The following is an 18,142-nucleotide window of genomic DNA, read 5'->3' as shown; positions in this document are numbered from 1 at the left end:
TGAGCACACATGGCCCTCAAGGGGCGCGGGGCTGTGACATTTGCGGCTCCGCCGCGTGGGCGCGACCAGCCACGCACGGTCCGCAGCCGAACACACCGCCGCAGCACTCAGCGGACCTCTCCCGGGATCACAACCTCCCCGATCCCGCGGAGCGCAAGGTGATCCTTGTCAGAGGCCCGCCCCGCCAGCACCACCGCAGGCCGCACCCCGTCCGCGACGAGCCGCGCGAACGCCTCGAAGACCGGCCCCCCGGGCGCACACACAGACCGGCGCGGCGCCAGAACGTCGTCCCCCACGTCGACGACGAGCGCGGTCGTACGGGGCGCGGGCGCATGGACACGCCCCCGCCACTCCCGGGCCAGCCGGGCCACGGCCTCGCCCGCCGGCTTGACCCGCCCGGAACTGGTCAACAGCCCGAGGCTGTACTCCAGTTCGGGAAAATCGGCCAGCGACCGATCCACATCGTGGGAGCACCACCAGGTGACCCCCCACAGATCCGCGCAGTCCAGCGCGTTCACCACGGTCGCCTCGGTGAACGCGGCCGCGTGCTCAGCGGGGATCAAGGGGGCGGGCGCGCCGACCTCCTGGAGCCACACCGGCCGGCGCGGGTCGTCGGCCCAGGCCTTCGACAGCTCGACGAGGTACGCGGCGTGGTGCTCGGTGGCAGTGCCGGTGCGCCCGTGCGCCTGAGCCGTACCGTTGAACACCCAGGAGTGCACGGTGGTCATGGCGCCGAGCCGGGCGGCGTGCGCGGGGGTGAAGGGCTGGTCGTCCTGGTACCAGGCGGCGTCGTACTCGGCGTGCACATGCGGTTTGCCGGGGGCGCCCTCCTCGCACGCGGCGAGCATCCGCCCCAGCCACGCCCCGGCCTGTGCGGGCGTGATGCGGTCGGGGTCGGGGTGCGGCCCGGCCGCGAACTGGTTGATCTCGTTGCCGAGCGTCATCCCGATGAAGTTGGGCCGGTCCGCGAGCGCCTCCGCGAGGGTACGCAGCAGCGCCGCCTGCCCGTCGAGCACTTCGGGGTCGGTGAAGATGCTGCGCCGGTGCCAGGTCTGCGTCCAGGCGGGCAGGAAGTCGAAGCTCGACAGATGGCCCTGGAGCCCGTCGACGTTGACGTCGAGGCCGCGTTCGCCCGCCGCGTCGGCGAGCTGGACCAGCTGCTCGACCGCACGGGGCCGGATCAGGGTGCGGTTGGGCTGGAAGTACGGCCACACCGGGAAGACCCGGATGTGGTCGAGGCCGAGCGCCGCGATCGCGTCGAGGTCGGCGCGTACGGCGTCGAGGTCGAAGTCGAGCCAGTGGTGGAACCACCCCTGGCCGGGCGTGTAGTTGGCGCCGAAGCGTACGGCGGCAGGCATGCGGGCCTGTTCTGAAGGCATGCGGATCCGTTCTGTGGGCGTGCCGCGGGGGCGGAGGGGCGTGGCCGCAGGGGCTCAGCCCTTGACGGCTCCCTCGCCGACGCCGCGGAAGAAGTACCGCTGCAGGCAGGCGAAGAGCGCGATGAGCGGGGCGACGGCGATGACCGTGCCCGCCGCGACGAGCCGTTCGTCGTTGGCGAAGGTGCCGTGCAGATAGTTCAGGCCGATGGTGAGGGTGAAGCGGTCCGGGTCGCTGAGGACGATCAGCGGCCACAGGAAGTCGTCCCAGGCGCCCATGAAGGCGAAGATGGCGACCACGGCGAGGGTGCCCTTCACGGCGGGCAGGGCGATCCTCAGATAGCGCTGCCAGGCGTTGGCGCCGTCGACGTACGCCGCCTCCTCCACCTCGTACGGCAGGTTGAGGAAGGCGTTGCGCATCAGCAGGACGTTCATCGCGCCGATGGAGCCGGGCAGGACGACCGCGATGAGGGTGTTGTTGAGGCCGAGGTCCCGCATGGTGGTGAACTGGGCGATGATGATGCCCTCGACGGGAACCAGCATGGCGAGGATGAACGCGAGGGTGGCCGCCCGGCGGCCCCGGAAGCGCATCCGGGCCAGTGCGTATCCGGCGAGCGAGGCGCCGACGCAGTTGGTGACGACGTTGGCGGCGGCGACCTTCAGCGAGTTCAGGGCGTAGTCCCAGACCGGGATGGTGTCGGCCACGCGCGCGTAGTTGTCGAGGGTCGGCTTCCCCGGCAGGAACTTGGGCGGGGAGCTGAAGATGTCCTCGTGCGGGCTCTTGAGCGAGGTGGAGAGCTGCCAGAGGAAGGGGCCCACGGTGAGGGCCAGGACCATCAGGAGCAGGGCGTAGCGCAGCACGAGCTGCCAGAGGGGGACGCGTCGCCCTTCGGCGTCGGTGACGCCCGCCCTGCGGCGGCGCACGGCGGGCGCCGGGCCCGGACGGGTCTCGGTTCCGGTCTCGGTGTCGGCGTCGGCCTTCACGCGTCCTCCCTCCGGTCCGCCCGCAGCACGAGCAGCATCAGTACGACGGTGACGGCGAAGACGACCACGGAGATCGCCGAGGCGTAGCCGACCCGGCCGGTGAGGCCGGTGCCGACGCGCTGGACGAGCATCACCAAGGTGGTGTCCTCACCCGCGGGGCCGCCGCTGGGCCCCGCCATCAGATAGACCTCGGAGAAGACCTTGAAGGCCGAGACCGAGGAGAGCGCGGCGACCAGGACCATGGTGGAGCGCAGCGCCGGCACGGTGACGGTGAAGAAGCGGCGCACCGCCCCGGCGCCGTCGACCGCGGCGGCCTCGTGCAGTTCGCGCGGTACGTTGGCCAGCGCCGCCAAGTAAATGATCATGTAGTAGCCGAGGCCCTTCCAGACCGTGACCGCCATCGCGCTGCCCAGCAGCAGCCACTGGTCGCTGAGGAAGCCGACCTTGCCGACACCGACCGCCTCAAGGACCGAGTTGATCAGCCCCCGGTCGTCGAGCATCCACACCCAGATGAGGCCGACCACGACGATGGAGGCCACGACCGGGGTGTAGAACGCCGCCCGGAAGAAGGCGATGCCGGGGATGTGCCGCTGGACGAGCAGCGCCAGGAGCAGCGGCAGGATCACCAGGGCCGGGACCACGCCGAGGACGTACAGCGTGCTGTTGCGCAGTCCGGTCCAGAACATGTCGTCGTGCCACAGCTCGCGGAAGTTGGCGAGGCCCACGTAGTGGCCGGGCACCAGGGTGCGGCGGTCGGTGAAGGAGTTCACCACGGTGCTGACGAACGGGTACAGGCTGAACACGCCGACGACGAGCAGTCCGGGCGCCGCGAACAGCCAGGGGCTGGACGGCAGATGGCGCCGGATGCGGCGGCCGGCCCGGAGCGGCCCGGAGCGGGTGCTCCGGGCCGCCGGGGCCGCGGCGAGGGCGCCGGACGGGTCCGCCGCGGAGGCGGTGGGGCTGTTCATCGAACGGCTCAGCTCTGCTTCAGCAGCTGGTCACAGGCCTTGACAGCGTTGTCAAGTGCTTCCTTGGGGCTCTGCTTGCCCTGGAGCGCCTTGGCCACCTCGTTGCGCAGCGCGGTCTTCATCTGCTCGCTGAACAGCACCGGCGTGTAATTGACCGCCGTCTTCAGGGACTTGGCGGCGGCGATCCGCACCCGGGTGTCGTCGGTGCCGTCCTCCTTGGTGAAGTACGGGTCGTCGAGCGAGCCCGCGGTGCTCGGGAAGATGGCGACCTTCTTGGCGAACTCCATCTGGCGGGTCGCGTCGGTCACGAAGTGCGCGAAGGCGACGGCCGCGGGCTTCTGCTTGGTCTTGGAGTTCACCATGACGCCCATGACGTACATGTTCGCCTTGCCGGTGCTGGTGATCTGGTCGGTGATCCCGATGTTCTTGTAGAGCGTCGGGGCCTGCTTCCTGAAGTTGGCGAGGTCCAGGGCGCTGCCGGGGTTCATGGACACCGACTCGGTGAGGAACTTGTGGCCGGCCGACTCTGGGGTGGCGGTCAGCGCCTGCGGGTCGAGCGCCTTGGCGTCGTACAACTCCTTGTACTTGGTGAGGAGTTCGGTCCCCTTCGCGTCGTTGAACGCGAAGCCGTCGCCGCTCTTGTTCATCGGCTCGACGCCGTAGCGGCCGAAGTCCTCGATGGTCGGCACGTTCGCGAAGGTCGCGATCTTCCCGTTGCTCTTGCGGGCCATCGCCAGCCCGTCGGCGAAGACCTCCTCGTACGTCCTGGGCGGCTTCGCCGCGTCGAGCCCGGCATCGGAGAACAGGCGCTTGTTGTAGAACAGCGGGCCGGTGTTGAGGTACCAGGGGAAGGCGTAGGTGCCCTGCATGCCGGGTATCTGGTGGCTCTGCCAGGCGCCGGGCAGATACTCCTTGCGGTACTCGGACGCCGCCTTGTCGAGGTCGAGCGCCAGACCGGCCTTCGCGAGGGGGGCCACCAGGTCGGGCGAGACGTTGACGACGTCGGGCAGGGTGCCGCCGGCGGCGTCGGCGCTGATCTTGTCGGCATAGCCCTCGGCGGGCCGGTCGACCCACTTCACCTCGGTGCCGGGGTACTTCTTCTGGAAGTCCGCGATCACGCCGTTGAAGTAGTCCTTGAAGTTCGCCTGGAGGTTCCAGGTCTGGAAGGTGATCTTCCCTTCGACCTTGCCGGACGCGTCGGACGAACCGGAGTCGGAGTCGCTGGAGCAGGCGCTCAGCGGAAGGACGGTGGCGAGGACGGCGGCAGCGGCGAATGCCCTGCGGGAGATGCGCACGGTGTACGGCTCCTTTGCTCGGACCAGACGTGCGGACGGCGGAGGCCGGCCTCGCGGGGGACCCGGGCCCCCCGGAAAGACGCGGTACCGGACGCTCACATCGGCAGACTTTGCGGTGCGATTCTTCAAAAAGTCAATAGGTAGCCCTACTTGGATGCTGTATGTGCAGGTCATCGGCGTGTGGTGGGGTAGTTGCGGCGATCTACTAATGCGCTTTAGAGTCATAGGGCTCAAGCGCTTTAGTACGCTGGGGCATTCACCGGCCGCAGACCGGCCGGATCCAGCGGGAAAGGGGCACGGGTGACGGACAGCCCGCCATCCGGCAAGGACACCCGGGCGGCCCGGCGCACTGTGGCGCGCCGCCCGACGATGAAGGACATCGCCCAGCGGGCCGGGGTGTCGGAGAGCGCGGTGTCGTTCGCGCTCAACGACCGCCCCGGCGTCTCCGAGGTCACCCGGGACCGGGTCCGCCGGGTCGCCGAACAGCTGGGCTGGCGCCCGAGCACGGCGGCCCGGGCGCTCTCCGGCGAGGGCTCGGCCACGGTCGGCCTGGTGGTGGCGCGCCCGGCGGCGACCCTCGGGGTGGACTCGTTCTTCCTGCAGCTGATCTCCGGCATCCAGGAGGTCCTGGCGGAGCGTCAACTCGGCCTGCTCTTCCAGGTGGTGGAGGATGTGAACGCCGAGTGCGCGGTGTACCGGCGGTGGTGGGCCGAGCACCGTGTGGACGGCGTCCTGGTGGTCGACCCGCGCACCGACGACCCGCGCCCGGAGCTGCTCGACGAACTCGGGCTGCCGGGGGTCGTCATCGGCGGGCTGCCGGACGCGCACCCGAACCTGTCACAGGTGCGCGCCGACGACACCGGGGCGATGGCGGCGGTCGTCGGCAGGCTGTACGAGCTGGGGCACCGCAGGGTCGTGCACATCGCGGGCCTCGACTCACTGGCCCACACCGACCGCCGCATCCGCTCCCTGCGCACCGAGGCCGAACGGCGCGGCCTGACCGGGGTGCGCTCGGTGACCACGGACTACTCGGACACCGAGGGCGCGGCGGTGACCCGCCGGGTGCTCGGCGGGGAGGCGGCGCCGACCGCGCTGGTCTACGACAACGACGTGATGGCGGCCGCCGGCGCGGCCGTGGTGGCGGGGCTCGGCCTCTCGGTGCCGGGCGACGTCTCGATCGTGTCGTGGGAGGACTCGGTGCTGTGCCGGATGGTCCACCCGTGGCTCACCGCGCTCTCCCGGGACACCATCGCATTCGGGCGGCTCGCCGCGCGGGAGCTGACCGCGCTGCTCGACGGCGCCGCCGCCCGGTCGGTCCCGATGCCGCTGCCCCGGCTGATCGAGCGCGAGAGCACCGCTCCCCCGCCGCTCACTCGGGCCTGAGCAGCAGGAGCGCCACGTCGTCGCTGCGCCCCTGGGTCTCCTGGACATGGCGTACGAGGCTGTCGGCGACCTCCTCCAGGGGGCGCCCGCCCTCGGCGGCGAGCCGGTCGGCGACGGCGGCCAGCGACTCGTCGAGGTCGACGCCCGCGATCTCGACGAGGCCGTCGGTGTACAGCGCGAGGACCGATCCGGGCGGCAGCGGCACCTCCGTGGTCGGGTAGACGGCGTCGGCCTCGATGCCGAGCAGCGGGCCACCGGCCAGATCCAGCGTGCGCACTCGGCCGTCCGGGTCCCTGAGCAGCGGCTGGGGATGCCCGGCGCGGGCCAGCAGGGCGCGTCCGCGCGCGGGGTCCAGCTGGAGATAGATGCAGCTGGCGAAGCGCTCGGTGGCGAGGTCGACCAGGAGCCGGTTGGTGGACTCCATGACCCGGCCGGGGGTCTGGCCGACGGCGGTGTAGGCGCGTACGGCGGTGCGGACCTGGCCCATCAGGCCCGCCGCGGTGACGTCGTGGCCCTGGACGTCGCCGATCACGGCGGCGGCCGCGGTGCCGACGGGCAGCAGGTCGTAGAAGTCGCCGCCGATGTCCATCCCCTGGGTCGCCGGCAGATAGCGCGCGGCCACCTCAAGGCCGGGCAGGGCCGGCAGGGTGTCCGGCAGCAGGGCCTCCTGGAGGCCGTGGGCGAGCTGGTGCTTGGTGTCGTACAGCTGCGCCCGCTCCAGGGCCTGCGCGATGAGGCCGCCCACGCTGGTCAGCACCGCGCGCTCCTCGGCCGTGAAGGCGCGCTCCTCGGCGTAGCCCAGCACACAGGTCCCCACGGCGCGGCCGGAGGCGATCAGCGGCAGATAGGCCCAGGCGGCCATGCCGTCGGGGGTGGCGTGCCGGACCGGATAGAGGCGTTCCAGCTGCCCGCGCGACTCGAAGAACCCCGGTACGCCGGTGAGCAGGGCGCGCACGCCCGGCGTCTGGGCGGTCAGCGGCATCCCGTCGAACCTGTCCACCACCGCGGGGTCCTCGTATCCGCGCTGTCCCAGTACGTGCAGGCGCCCGCCGGAGGAGCCGAGCATGACCAGGGTCCGGCTGCCCACGGCCGGCATGATCTCGTCGGCCACCAGATCGATCACGTCCTGTACGCCCACGGCCTCGGTCAGGGCGCTGGCCAGGCTCAGGACGTGCGAGATGGTCACCAGCCGCCCCGGCCCCTCCCCCGCGTCGCGCGGCGGACGGCCGCCCCGGGGTGTGGCGCGGGCCCGGGTGATGCGCACGCTGAGCCCGGTGGTGCTGGGGTAGAGCCGGAAGGAGAGCCAGTCGCCGGGCGGGCGCAGCGCCACGAACGAGGTGATCCGCTGGCTGAGCAGGGCCGCCCGGTAGCGGTCCTCGTACATCGGGTCGTTCAGCCACGGCAGGGTCACCCACGGCGGGGTGCCGAGCAGGCTCTCGACCGGGATGCCGAGCAGGTCGGCCGCCGCCTGGTTGGCGTACTCGACCCGCCCGTCGAGATCGAGCGCGCACAGTCCGTACGGCAGGCGCGCGGCCATCCGGGCGGCCTCGGCGGCGCGGGTCTCCCCTGGGGGCGGCTCCACGGGGCGCACGCCGGGCTCCGGCAGCACCGGTCTGCCCTGGCCAGCGGCCCACTCCATGTATTCGGCGAGCCGGTCGCAGGCGGCACCGAGCCGCTCGCGCTCGTGGCGGGAGAGGTCCGCCGGGTGCGAGCCGGGCCAGGTCGTGTAGACGGCCCCGTAGACGGTGTCGGCGGTGGCCACGGGGAGCGCGGCCAGCGCGAAGGGGTAGGGCAGCACGACCGCGATCCGGGGGTAGCGGCCCGCCATCTCCTCCTCGCCGCCGACCCAGACCAGACGCCGCTCGCGGGCCGCGTCGGCGACCGGGATGGGGGCGGCGAGCCCGACCCGCTCCCAGGGCGCGGCGAACACCCTGGGCAGCCCCGCGATCGCGGCCATGACCAGGACGTTCTCCCCGGGATCGAGCACATAGACGGCACCGGAGTGCGCCTGGACGTCGTCCAGCAGCCCGGTCAGCACCCGGGACAGGACCGCCTGGTGCGGGAGCGCGCGGTCGGGCGGGGGCCCGGGCGCATCCCGGTCGGGCACGGCGGACCACCTCCTCCACGGCCACGCGTGGACACCTCTGGAAGATCCAGGCTGCCCGCTCGCGGCCGTCCCTGCACGGCGAGCGGGGGCGGCGTCCGGGCGGGGGAGCCGACCGGGGGGGGCGGCGTCCGAGCGGGGGAGCCGACCGTGCGGGGGAGCCGACCGGGGGACAGTGCCGCCGGGGTGATGGCGATTCGCGTGGAAGATCCCTCCGCCTCCGTTATAAATCGGACGAAATAACTGACGGATCGTCTGATCGGAAGAGAGTGCTCCGAGTGCGGCAAATGCCCCGGTGGGGGCCCCAGCGGCCCTTATGTGAAAGGCAGTTGAACTTCGACGGAGCCAACTACTTCTGGCCTGCTGCCTCGTTCACCCATCAGTGAGAGTCACTTCATGTGGGCAGCGTGTGACGTATCAGCGCAAGTCATGTCCACACCATCTAATTTTCGACGCACCTTCCCACCCATGAAGGAAGCCACATGCGCCGAACCACCCTCGCCGCCGCGCTGTCAGCCGCCGTCGCCCTGACCGCCGCGGTCACCATGCCGACTGCCGAGGCCGCCCCCCACGGCGCCCTCCGGCCCGCCCTCGACGCCAAGCCGTTCCAGCCGCCCCTGACGGCCACCGCGCCCCCGGTGACCCGGACCCTGAGCCCCGGTGTCACCCTCACCACGTACACCTTCGGGAAGAAGAACGCGGACGACTTCTGGACCGTGCACGTGTACCTGCCCGCCGAGCCCGGCGGTCCGGTCAACAAGGCCACGACCGAGCTGGGCCCCAAGGACACGGCGGACCAGGTCGCACAGACCCTGCGCGAGAAGGGCTTCGCACCGCGGGTCGAAGAGGTCCGCTCGCCCGCGTACGCCGACCTCGCGGCCGGCACGCTGGGCTGGACGGTCCGGGTGGGCGGCTTCGCCGAGCGGCCCGACGCGACCGCGGAGCTGGCCAAGGTGAAGGCCGCCGGGTTCACCGGCGACACGCGCTACACCGCGCAGGACGGCACCGACCTCCAGGCCCCGCAGAAGGTCAACGTCATAAGAGTCGACTTCCGGGAGTTCCAGGGCAAGGTGGACACCGAGTTCGGGCCCACCCTGCACGGCACCGAGCCCGCGACCGACCTCGTCGCCCGCGCGCACGCGATCGCGGGCATCAACGGCCAGTGGTTCTACAACGACGCCCCCGGCGGGTTCTACGTCAAGGACGGCAAGGTGCTCGCCTCGGCGACCCAGGGCCGGGGCGCGATCCTCATCACCAAGGGCGGGCGGGACGTCCGCGTCGACGCCATCAAGGCGCACATCTCGCTGCAGACGCCGGGCGGCGCCATCGAGGAGATCGACGGCGTCAACCGCTTCCCCGGCGACGTCTGGAACTGCGGCGGAGTCGGCGGCGACACCCCGACCGAGAAGCCGCAGCACGACTTCGAGTGCACGGACCCCAGCGAGCTGGTGCAGTTCACCCCCGAGTGGGGCGCCGCGCCGAAGGGTGCGGGCGCCGAGGCCGTCCTCGACGACGACAACGAGGTGGTGGCGGTGAACTCCTCGCGCGGGGCGGCCGTCCCGGACGGCGGGTCCACCATCCAGGCCATCGGGGACAGGGCCGAGTGGCTGCTCGGCCATGTGCACGTGGGCGACAGCCTCGGCATCCGCACCCGCGTCAGCGACAGCTATGGCCGCCCGGTCCCGCTCAGCAGTGACACCACGATCATGCAGGTCGGCCCGACCCTGGTGCGGCACGGCAAGGTGTCGGTGAACGCGCTGGCGGACGGGATCATCCGGTTCGGCGCCGACCAGTCGTTCACGTACGACTGGACCAACCGGGCCAATCCGCGCTCGATGATGGGCGTGGACGACCGCGGCCGGCTGATGCTGGCCGTCGTCGACGGCCGCCAGGCGGGCTACAGCGAGGGGCTGAGCGTCGCGCGCACCGCGGAGCTGATGCGCCAGCTCGGCGCCCGTGAGGCGCTCAACCTCGACGGCGGCGGCTCCAGCGTGATGGCCACGGCGGCCGACGGCGTCATCAATCACCCGTCGGACTCCTCGGGCGAGCGCTCGCTCGGCGACGCCTGGGTCATCAAGCCCTGAGCCCGTACGTCCCGTACGCGAAGGACTGACCGGTTCAGCGGGCCGGTCAGTCCTCCGGGGGCTCCTCCGGCGGCACCACCGGCCGCTCGGCCGACAGGTCCGCCTCCGCGCCGTCCGGCACGAACTCGCACCACACCGCCTTGCCGTCGCCCCTGGGCTCGATGCCCCAGCGGGCCGACACCGCCTCGATGAGCATCAGACCGCGCCCGGAGGTGGCCGCCTCGCCGGGGGTGCGGCGGCGCGGGCGGACGCTGGAGCGGTCCTTGACCCACAGCCGTACGCGCCGCACCGGCTCGGGCAGCACCTCCAGCGTGAGGACGGCGCCGCCCTCGGTGTGCAGCAGCACATTGCCCAGGAGCTCGCCCGCGGCCAGCTCCACGTCGTCGACGAGCTCCCCGAAGCCCCAGTCCTCCAGGGCCCGGCGCAGGGCCACCCGGGACTCCGCGAGGCCCTCGGGGTCGGCCTGGTGGATGTACTGGTGGATGCGGGGGGCCTGCGGGGTGCCCGGGTCGGGGGCGCGCCGCAGCACGAGCAGGGCGACGTCGTCACCGGTGCCCCAGCGCTCCCAGAGGGTGGCGGAGAGGTGGTCCGCGAGCGCGTCGGCCCCCTCGGGGCCCGTCCTGACGGCTCCCTCCAGGGCGTCCAGGCCGGCCGCGATGTCCAGGCCGGGCTCCTCGACGAGCCCGTCGGTGCACATCACCATCGTCTCGCCGGGCACCAGGTCGAGCCGGGTCTCGGGGAACTCCTCGTCCTCGAACTCGGTGGCCAGCCCGAGCGGGAGTCCGCCGCGCAGTTTGGGGCGGCCCACCCGGCCGTCGGTGTGCCGGATGAACGGCCCCAGGTGGCCCGCGCGGACGGCCCGTACACCGCCGGAGGAGAGGTCCACCTGGGCGTACGTACAGGTCGCGAAGCGTTCGGTGTCGAGTTCGGCCAGGAAGCGCGAGGCGCGGGCGAGTACGGTCGCGGGCGGGTGCCCCTCCCCCGCGTACGCGCGGATCGCGATCCTCAGCTGGCCCATGATCGCGGCGGCGTGGGTGTCGTGGCCCTGGACGTCGCCGACCACGACCCCGACCCGGCCCCGGGGCAGCGCGATCACGTCGTACCAGTCGCCGCCGACCTCCCGGCCGCCCCAGGCCGCGTGGTAGCGCACAGCGATCTCGGCGCCGGGGACCACGGGCACGTGCCGCGGCAGCATCGACGCCTGGAGGCCGGTCGCGAACTCGCGCTCCTGGTCGAAGAGGATCGCCCGCTGGAGCGACTGGGCGAGGATGCCCGCGAGGCCCAGGCAGAGGTTGCGGTCCTCGGCCGAGAAGTCGCTGCGCCCCCGGAAGAACAGCGCGAGCCCGCCGACCGGGCGGGCCTGGGCGATCAGCGGCAGGAAGGCCGCCGCGTCCAGTTCGAGGTGCTGGATGTACGGGGCGAGCCGGGGGAAGGTGCGGCCGAGCTCGCCGAGCGAGGTGACGAACCGGGGCCGGCCGGTCAGCACGGCCTCGGCGAGCGGCAGCGAGTCGTCCAGGCGGTGCAGCTTCAGCTCGTCGAGCGCGTCCATCGAATCGCCGGCCGTCGCGATGACCTTGAGCGCGCCGCCGTCGACCAGGCCGAGGACGAGCCCGTCGGCGCCGAACCGTTCCATCCCGTCGGTGCCGGTGAGGACGGCGGCGACGTCCTCGACGGTCACCGCCTTGGAGAGGGCCTCGGTGGTGCCCTGGACCATGCCGGTGATGCGTCTTCGGCCCGCCTCCAGCGGGCTGATCAGCGTGAACTCGGTGAGCTCGGTGGAGGCGTTGCGGACGATCCCGAGGACGCGGTACGCGCTGCCCCGCTGGTCGCGCAGGATCCGCCCGCGCACATGGGTCCACTGCCGGTGTCCGTTGCGCCGCCGCAGCTGGAAGTAGGCGCCGTAGGAGGAGCGGCCGGTCTGCATGGCCTCGTCGATCACCGCGTTGACCCGCGCGCCCTCCTCGGGGGGCACCCGGGAGACCAGCGAGTCGGGGTTCCCGTCGTATTCCTCGGGCTTCAGGTCGAAGACGGCCAGACCTGCGTCATCGAACGCAAGGGTGTTGTTCGCCAGGTCCCAGTCGAAGCTGCCCATGCGGTTGAGGGCCAGCCTCTCGCCCGGCCCGATCTCCCGTCGGTCGCGTCCAGCCACTGCGTCAGCTTAACTTCGGGGGTTTTTCCTCCGCATCACGGAGCCGCACCCAAAGGGCCCGTCGTGGTGCGGTCGGCCCACAGCCACCCGTTCGGCCGCGCCCCGGAGGCGCCGGGGGCGGGATTGTGCCGCAGCACCGCGTCGATCAGCCCCGAGGTCGCTTCGGGGAAGTCCATGGGGACGATGCCCAGCCCGGTCCGGCCCGGCAGCGCCGAACCGTTCAGGAAGTCGCGCACCTGCGGGTTGAGCCGGGCGGCGTTCCATTCGGGCGGCAGAGCGGCGGCCGTGCTCACATAGTTGATGCAGAGCTTGCCGGGCTGGTCGGCGGCCTTGCGGAACTGGGCCTCGATCTTGGGGTACTTGCCGAAGGGCTCGGCGTTGTAGTCGTCCTGGATGTCGAAGAGCGCCGGGTCGCCGTAGCGCACGCCCGGCAGGCCGCCGTTGTCGGCGAGCAGCACCACCTTGCCCCGGGCCTCGCCCAGCGTGGGCAGCGCGCCGTCGAGGCGGAACAGCGAGCGCCAGCCCTTCTGGTCGAGGTAGAGGTCGAAGATCCGGCGGAACTCCGCGTCGCTGACCGTCGAGTACTCCTGCTTGAGGCGCATCAGCACGGTTTCGCCCGGGTGGGCGGCGAGGAAGTCCCGGCAGGCGATCAGCACATCGCCGAACATCAGGTTCTGGTAGAAGGCGGCGTGGTGGATGGCGAAGGCGTCGCCGGTGGCCCGGCAGCGTACGTCCAGGAAGCGGATGCCGGCGTTCAGCTGCGCGGCGACGACCGCGTTCTGGCACTTCACCCACAGGCCGCCGAACCGGGCGCCGGTGTCGTGCGTGCCGGGGATCGTCAGCTGCCGCAGCGCGGTCGCGCCGCCGAGGCCCGCCATCCAGTCGCCGGTGCCCAGGGTGCGGGCCCGGGCGGGCGCGGCGCCCGCGTACGTGAGGAGTCCGACGGCCGGAAGCACGGCCGCTCCTTTGAGAAAGCCACGCCGGTCCATGCCCACGCTCCCCCTGCCGCTCGGCGGCCCCTCAGGGCCCACCCGGTCATCGCTGTGGCATGGAAGCACAGCGGGCCGCAGGAGAACAGGCGTCGCGCAGCACCGATTACCGCTCGGTGGTCCGGGACCGCCCGGAAAAGCACCTCACGGTCCTGGAGCAGGGTGTCGCAGGGGCGCACCACCTTCGGCAACCCCATCAAGTACATCAAGGCCTGTCCGTACGTGTCACCGGTAGTCGCCGGGGTCCGCTTCCAGCCCGCGCTCGCGGTCCTCCAGGAAGCGCCAGATGTCGGGGCGGGAGCCGTCGACGTCGGTGAAGCCGTAGACGCGGGCGAGTTCGCCGGAGCTGACCGACCTCTGGTTCCAGCGGGACCGGCCGACGTCGGCCGCCAGGGCGGCGACCGCGCGTCCCACGAACCGCGGCGACTCCGAGAGCGCGAAGTCCGGCGTGGCCGCCGCCCCCCGCCAGTTCTCCTCGGTGACGCCGAAGGCGTCGAGCATCATCTCCGAGCGCAGCCAGCCGGGCGTGAGGGAGACGGCCGTGCCGCCGTACGGCCCGAGCTCGTGCCCCTGCGAGAACGCCAGCCGGTTCACGGCGACCTTGGCCAGGTCGTAGAAGACGGAGAGCCGGTAGTGCGCCGCGTTGTAGGCGGCGGTGCCGTCGGTCACCTCGACCAGCAGACCGCCCGGCCGGGCGATGAGCAGCGGCAGCAGATGATGGGAGGTGATCAGATGGGTGTCGACGGCGAGCCGCAGGATGCGCAGTCCGTCGTCGAGGTCGTGCTCCCAGACGGGCGTGTTCCAGTCGGCGGGGCCGCCCTTGAGGAGCTCGGCGCCCCAGATGTCGTTGACCAGGACGTCCACGGCGCCGTGCTCGTCGGCGATCCGCTCGGCCAGCGCCTTCACCTGGCCGGGGTCGAGGTGGTCGGCGGCGGCCGCGATGCCGGTGCCGCCGAGCCGGGTGACCAGTTCGGCGGTCTCCTCGACGGTCTCGCCGCGGTCGTAGTCGGACGGGATCGGATGCGTACGGCTGCTGCGGCCGGTGCACACCACGGTCGCGCCGGCCTCGCCCAGGGCGGCGGCGATGCCCCGGCCCGCGCCCCGGGTGGCCCCGGCCACCACGGCCACGCGGCCGTGCAGCGCCCGCCCGGCCGGTTCGGCCCGAGGTCCGTCCACGGTCCGAGTCTGCCCGCGCCGGGGCCTCGGATTACCGGTTCGGCCCCGTATTCGACAGGATGGGCGCATGACCGAGATCCACACCCCCCGTCTGCTCCTGCGCCGCTGGGACGAGGACGACCTGCCCGCCCTGGCCGACATCAACGCCGATCCGGACGTCATGCGCTGGACCGGGGACGGCTCGGTCCTCGATCTGGAGGAGACGGCCGACGAGATGGAGCGCTGGGAGGAGGACTGGGACGAGGAGGGCTTCGGGCTCTTCGCCGTCGAACTCCTCGGCTCGGGCGAGCTGGCCGGGTTCACCGGGCTCTCCGTCCCCACCTATCTGCCCGAGGTGCTGCCCGCCGTGGAGATCAGCTGGCGCCTGGGACGGCAGTTCTGGGGGCAGGGGTACGCCTCGGAGGCCGCGCACGCGGCGCTGGAGTTCGCCCTCCAGGACCGCGGCCTCGACCGGGTCCTCGCCATCGCGCGCGTGGGCGACAGCGCCTCCGAGAACGTGATCCGCAAGCTGGGCATGGTCCCCGAGAAGGTCACGACCGACCGCCGGTACGGCAACCAGGTGGCGGTCCACTCCATCGACCTCACCGAGTACGCGGGTTAGGGCCTGTCCGGCGGATCTGGTCGGCTTCGGCCCGGGGCGCCTATTTCGGTGCCCGGCCCGCGTCCAGCCGGCCCGGCGCCGAGTGGACGCCGGGCTGGTACTTGGGCAGCCGGACCGTGATCTTCATTCCGGCGCCCACCGCCGTCTCGATGACCAGGCCGTGGCCGTCCCCGTACACCTGGCGCAGTCGGTCGTCCACGTTGGACAGACCGATGCCGGCGGACGGGCCGGCCTCGCCCGCGAGGATGCGGCGCAGCCGGTCGGGCTCCATGCCGACGCCGTTGTCCTCGATGACGACCAGCGCCTCGGACCCGGCGTCCTGCGCGGTGATGCTGATGTGGCTCTTGTCGGTCTTGCCCTCCAGGCCGTGTTTGACGGCGTTCTCGACGAGCGGCTGGAGGCAGAGGAAGGGCAGGGCCACCGGCAGCACTTCGGGGGCTATCTGCAGGGTCACCGAGAGCCGCTCCCCGAAGCGGGCGCGGACCAGCGCCAAGTACTGGTCGATGGCGTGCAGTTCGTCGGCCAGGGTGGTGAAGTCGCCGTGCCGGCGGAACGAGTAGCGGGTGAAGTCCGCGAACTCCAGGAGCAGTTCGCGGGCCCGGTCCGGGTCGGTCCGTACGAACGAGGCGATCACGGCCAGCGAGTTGAAGACGAAGTGCGGGGAGATCTGCGCCCGCAGCGCCTTGATCTCGGCCTCGATCAGCCGGGTGCGGGACCGGTCGAGGTCGGCGAGCTCCAGCTGGACCGAGACCCAGCGGGCCACCTCGCCCGCCGCCCGTACGAGGACCGCCGACTCGCGCGGCGCGCAGGCGACCAGGGCGCCGTGCACCCGGTCGTCGACGGTGAGCGGGGCCACCACCGCCCAGTGCAGGGCGCAGCCGTCGTCGTCGCAGCGGATGCGGAACGCCTCGCCCCGGCCGGTCTCGCGGATGCGGCCGAGCCGCTCCAGGATCTCCGCGCTGTGGTGCTCTCCCGCCCCGTCCCAGGTCAGCACCGATGACCCGTCGGTCAGGCACAGCGCGTCGGTGCCGAGCAGGGTGCGCAGCCCGCGGGCGGCGCGGCGCGCGGTGTCGGGGGTGAGTCCGGCCCGCAGCGGGGGCGCGGCCAGGGACGCGGTGTGCAGGGTCTGGAAGGTGGCGTGCTCGACGGGCGTGCCCAGATCGCCGAGCCCCTGCGGGCGGGCGGTGCGCCGCCCGGCCCAGAACCCGGCCGCGACCAGTGGAAGGGCCGCCGCGAACATCCCGGCCAGGAAGCCGTTCACGCCTGGGCCTGACGGGGTGCGGCGCCTCGGGCAGGTCCGCCGCGCCGGCCCGCGTACAGCGCCTCCGGCAGGTGGAAGCGGGCCAGTATCGAGGCCGTGCCCGCCGGGATCCGGGCCGCCGTCGCGAGGGACACCAGGATCATCGTCAGGAAGCCGAGCGGCACCGACCAGAGGGCGGGCCAGGCGAGCAGTGCGTGCAGCGGTCCGCCGCCGGGCAGGCCCGCCATGGTGGCGGTGACCGCGAGCAGCGCCGAGCCGCCGCCCGCCACCATCCCGGCCACCGCGCCCGGCGGGGTGAGCCCGCGCCACCAGATGCCGAGCACCAGGAGCGGGCAGAACGAGGACGCGGAGACCGCGAACGCCAGGCCCACCGCGTCGGCCACCGGAAGGCCGCCGACCAGGGCGCTGGCCGCCAGCGGCACCGCGACCGCGAGCAGGGTGGCGAGGCGGAAGTGCCGTACGCCCCGGGTCGGCAGCACGTCCTGGGTGAGGACGCCCGCGACCGCCAGGGTCAGGCCCGAGGCGGTGGACAGGAACGCCGCGAAGGCGCCGCCCGCGAGCAGCGCCCCGAGCAGGTTCCCGCCGACCCCGCCGATCACCAGGTGCGGCAGGACGAGCACGGCCGCGTCGGCCTGTCCGGTGAGGGCGAGTTCGGGCGCGTACAGCCTGCCCAGGGCGCCGTAGACGGGCGGCAGCAGATAGAAGGCGCCGATCAGGCCGAGGACGACGACCGTGGTGCGGCGGGCGGCGACACCGTGCGGGCTGGTGTAGAAGCGGACCACCACGTGCGGCAGGCCCATGGTGCCGAGGAAGGTGGCGACGATCAGGCCGTACGTGGCGTACAGCGGGCGTTCCTTGCGGGCGTGGGCGAGCGGGGTGGACATGCCCGCGCTGCCCGCGTCGCTGCTGGGGACGGGGTCGCCGGGGGCGAACACGAGCCGGGTGCCGCGCTCGACGCGGTGGGTGCCGGTGGGCAGGAGGACGCGTTCGGCGTGGTGGCGGGCGCCGTCGACGGTGCCGGTGGCGGTGACCGTGAGCGGGGCGGCGAGCTTGATGTCGAGGGTGTCGTCGACGCGTACGGCCCGCTGCTCGCGGAAGGCGGCGGGCTCGTCGAAGGCGACGCGCGGGGTGCCGTCGCCCTGCCAGGCGAGCAGCAGGAAGAGCGCGGGCACGAGGAGGGCGATGAGCTTCAGCCAGTACTGGAAGGCCTGGACGAAGGTGATGCTGCGCATACCGCCCGCGGCGACGGTCGCGACGACGACCACCGCGACCAGAACGCCGCCGAACCAGCGCGGCGCCCCGGTGAGCACGTGGAGGGTGAGGCCCGCGCCCTGGAGCTGCGGCAGCAGATAGAGCCAGCCCACCCCGACGACCAGGGCGGCCGCGAGCCGTCGCACGGAGCGGGATTCGAGCCGGGCCTCGGCGAAGTCGGGCAGGGTGTACGCGCCGGAGCGGCGCAGCGGGGCCGCCACGAACACCAGCAGGACGAGATAGCCGGCGGCGTAGCCGACCGGGTACCAGAGCATGTCCGGGCCCTGGACGAGGACGAGTCCGGCGATGCCGAGGAAGGAGGCGGCGGAGAGGTACTCGCCGCTGATCGCGGCCGCGTTGAGCCGGGGGCCCACGGTGCGCGAGGCCACGTAGAAGTCGGAGGTGGTCCGGGATATGCGCAGGCCGAGCGCGCCCACGAGGACCGTGGCGAGGACCACGAGGGCCACGGCCGGTACGGCATAGTTCTGGTTCACGTTCTCACGTTCCTCGGCGGCGCCGGG

At 72.5% G+C, this 18,142-nt stretch carries 13 protein-coding genes; 3 read left to right on the top strand and 10 right to left on the bottom strand.

From position 1 onward, the window contains the following. Positions 1–107 precede the first annotated feature (107 nt). From ACZ499_RS12175 to ACZ499_RS12160, 4 genes are all read right to left on the bottom strand, one after another. Complete coding sequence (locus ACZ499_RS12175; protein WP_468674553.1) at positions 108–1,358, bottom strand: glycoside hydrolase 5 family protein; 1,251 nt, start codon at positions 1,356–1,358, stop codon at positions 108–110. Positions 1,359–1,433: 75 nt separating this feature from the next. After that, complete coding sequence (locus ACZ499_RS12170; protein ID WP_468674552.1) at positions 1,434–2,300, bottom strand: carbohydrate ABC transporter permease; 867 nt, start codon at positions 2,298–2,300, stop codon at positions 1,434–1,436. A gap of 56 nt (positions 2,301–2,356) precedes the next feature. Continuing rightward, complete coding sequence (locus tag ACZ499_RS12165) at positions 2,357–3,328, bottom strand: carbohydrate ABC transporter permease (protein ID WP_468674209.1); 972 nt, start codon at positions 3,326–3,328, stop codon at positions 2,357–2,359. Between the two features lie 8 nt (positions 3,329–3,336). Continuing rightward, positions 3,337–4,623, bottom strand: coding sequence for an extracellular solute-binding protein (locus tag ACZ499_RS12160; RefSeq protein WP_468674207.1), 1,287 nt, complete (start codon positions 4,621–4,623; stop codon positions 3,337–3,339). 369 nt (positions 4,624–4,992) lie between these two features. Here ACZ499_RS12160 and ACZ499_RS12155 point away from each other — a divergent pair, with 369 nt between their 5' ends. Beyond that, on the top strand, positions 4,993–6,006 hold the full coding sequence (locus tag ACZ499_RS12155; protein ID WP_468674550.1) for a LacI family DNA-binding transcriptional regulator: 1,014 nt from the start codon (positions 4,993–4,995) through the stop codon (positions 6,004–6,006). Here the strand turns inward: ACZ499_RS12155 and ACZ499_RS12150 are convergent. After that, a complete protein-coding gene (locus tag ACZ499_RS12150) occupies positions 5,993–8,044 on the bottom strand; it encodes a SpoIIE family protein phosphatase (protein WP_468674549.1) in 2,052 nt (683 codons plus the stop codon). The two genes, ACZ499_RS12155 and ACZ499_RS12150, sit on opposite strands and share 14 nt — an antisense overlap. 548 nt (positions 8,045–8,592) lie before the next feature. Here ACZ499_RS12150 and ACZ499_RS12145 point away from each other — a divergent pair. Continuing rightward, complete coding sequence (locus tag ACZ499_RS12145; RefSeq protein ID WP_468674205.1) at positions 8,593–10,194, top strand: phosphodiester glycosidase family protein; 1,602 nt, start codon at positions 8,593–8,595, stop codon at positions 10,192–10,194. 46 nt (positions 10,195–10,240) lie between these two features. On the opposite strand, the gene ACZ499_RS12140 is transcribed toward ACZ499_RS12145, so the two are convergent. The 3 genes from ACZ499_RS12140 to ACZ499_RS12130 form a co-directional block, all read right to left on the bottom strand. Continuing rightward, positions 10,241–12,286 carry a SpoIIE family protein phosphatase gene (locus ACZ499_RS12140; RefSeq protein ID WP_468674547.1) on the bottom strand — a complete coding sequence of 682 codons (2,046 nt, stop codon included), beginning with the start codon at positions 12,284–12,286 and terminating at the stop codon, positions 10,241–10,243. Positions 12,287–12,378: 92 nt separating this feature from the next. Next, positions 12,379–13,332, bottom strand: coding sequence for a phosphatidylinositol-specific phospholipase C (locus ACZ499_RS12135; protein ID WP_468674203.1), 954 nt, complete (start codon positions 13,330–13,332; stop codon positions 12,379–12,381). A 225-nt stretch (positions 13,333–13,557) separates the two neighbouring features. Continuing rightward, the gene (locus tag ACZ499_RS12130; RefSeq protein ID WP_468674201.1) at positions 13,558–14,508 is read right to left on the bottom strand and encodes an SDR family oxidoreductase; all 951 of its coding nucleotides are present in this window, start codon (positions 14,506–14,508) and stop codon (positions 13,558–13,560) included. A 67-nt stretch (positions 14,509–14,575) separates the two neighbouring features. Between ACZ499_RS12130 and ACZ499_RS12125 the strand changes: the two genes are divergently transcribed. Then, the gene (locus tag ACZ499_RS12125; protein ID WP_385537656.1) at positions 14,576–15,109 is read left to right on the top strand and encodes a GNAT family N-acetyltransferase; all 534 of its coding nucleotides are present in this window, start codon (positions 14,576–14,578) and stop codon (positions 15,107–15,109) included. A 40-nt stretch (positions 15,110–15,149) separates the two neighbouring features. Here the strand turns inward: ACZ499_RS12125 and ACZ499_RS12120 are convergent, their stop codons facing one another. Then, positions 15,150–16,370, bottom strand: coding sequence for a sensor histidine kinase (locus ACZ499_RS12120; RefSeq protein WP_468674198.1), 1,221 nt, complete (start codon positions 16,368–16,370; stop codon positions 15,150–15,152). Further along, positions 16,367–18,115 (bottom strand): sodium/solute symporter, encoded by a 1,749-nt coding sequence (locus ACZ499_RS12115; RefSeq protein ID WP_468674195.1) that lies wholly within the window; start codon positions 18,113–18,115, stop codon positions 16,367–16,369. The genes ACZ499_RS12120 and ACZ499_RS12115 overlap by 4 nt, the downstream gene beginning before the upstream one ends. Between the last annotated feature and the right edge of the window lie 27 nt (positions 18,116–18,142).

Source organism: Streptomyces sp. NPDC031265 (assembly GCF_055570295.1).
This window is presented reverse-complemented; position numbering and strand designations above follow the sequence as displayed.

What these genes read in the sequence shown, in the direction of transcription:
- ACZ499_RS12175 (WP_468674553.1), bottom strand. Translation starts at nt 1,358, where the DNA reads ATGCCTGCCGCCGTACGCTTCGGCGCCAACTACACGCCCGGCCAGGGG.
- ACZ499_RS12165 (WP_468674209.1), bottom strand. Translation starts at nt 3,328, where the DNA reads ATGAACAGCCCCACCGCCTCCGCGGCGGACCCGTCCGGCGCCCTCGCC.
- ACZ499_RS12155 (WP_468674550.1), top strand. Translation starts at nt 4,993, where the DNA reads ATGAAGGACATCGCCCAGCGGGCCGGGGTGTCGGAGAGCGCGGTGTCG.
- ACZ499_RS12145 (WP_468674205.1), top strand. Translation starts at nt 8,593, where the DNA reads ATGCGCCGAACCACCCTCGCCGCCGCGCTGTCAGCCGCCGTCGCCCTG.
- ACZ499_RS12140 (WP_468674547.1), bottom strand. Translation starts at nt 12,286, where the DNA reads ATGGGCAGCTTCGACTGGGACCTGGCGAACAACACCCTTGCGTTCGAT.
- ACZ499_RS12135 (WP_468674203.1), bottom strand. Translation starts at nt 13,332, where the DNA reads ATGGACCGGCGTGGCTTTCTCAAAGGAGCGGCCGTGCTTCCGGCCGTC.
- ACZ499_RS12125 (WP_385537656.1), top strand. Translation starts at nt 14,576, where the DNA reads ATGACCGAGATCCACACCCCCCGTCTGCTCCTGCGCCGCTGGGACGAG.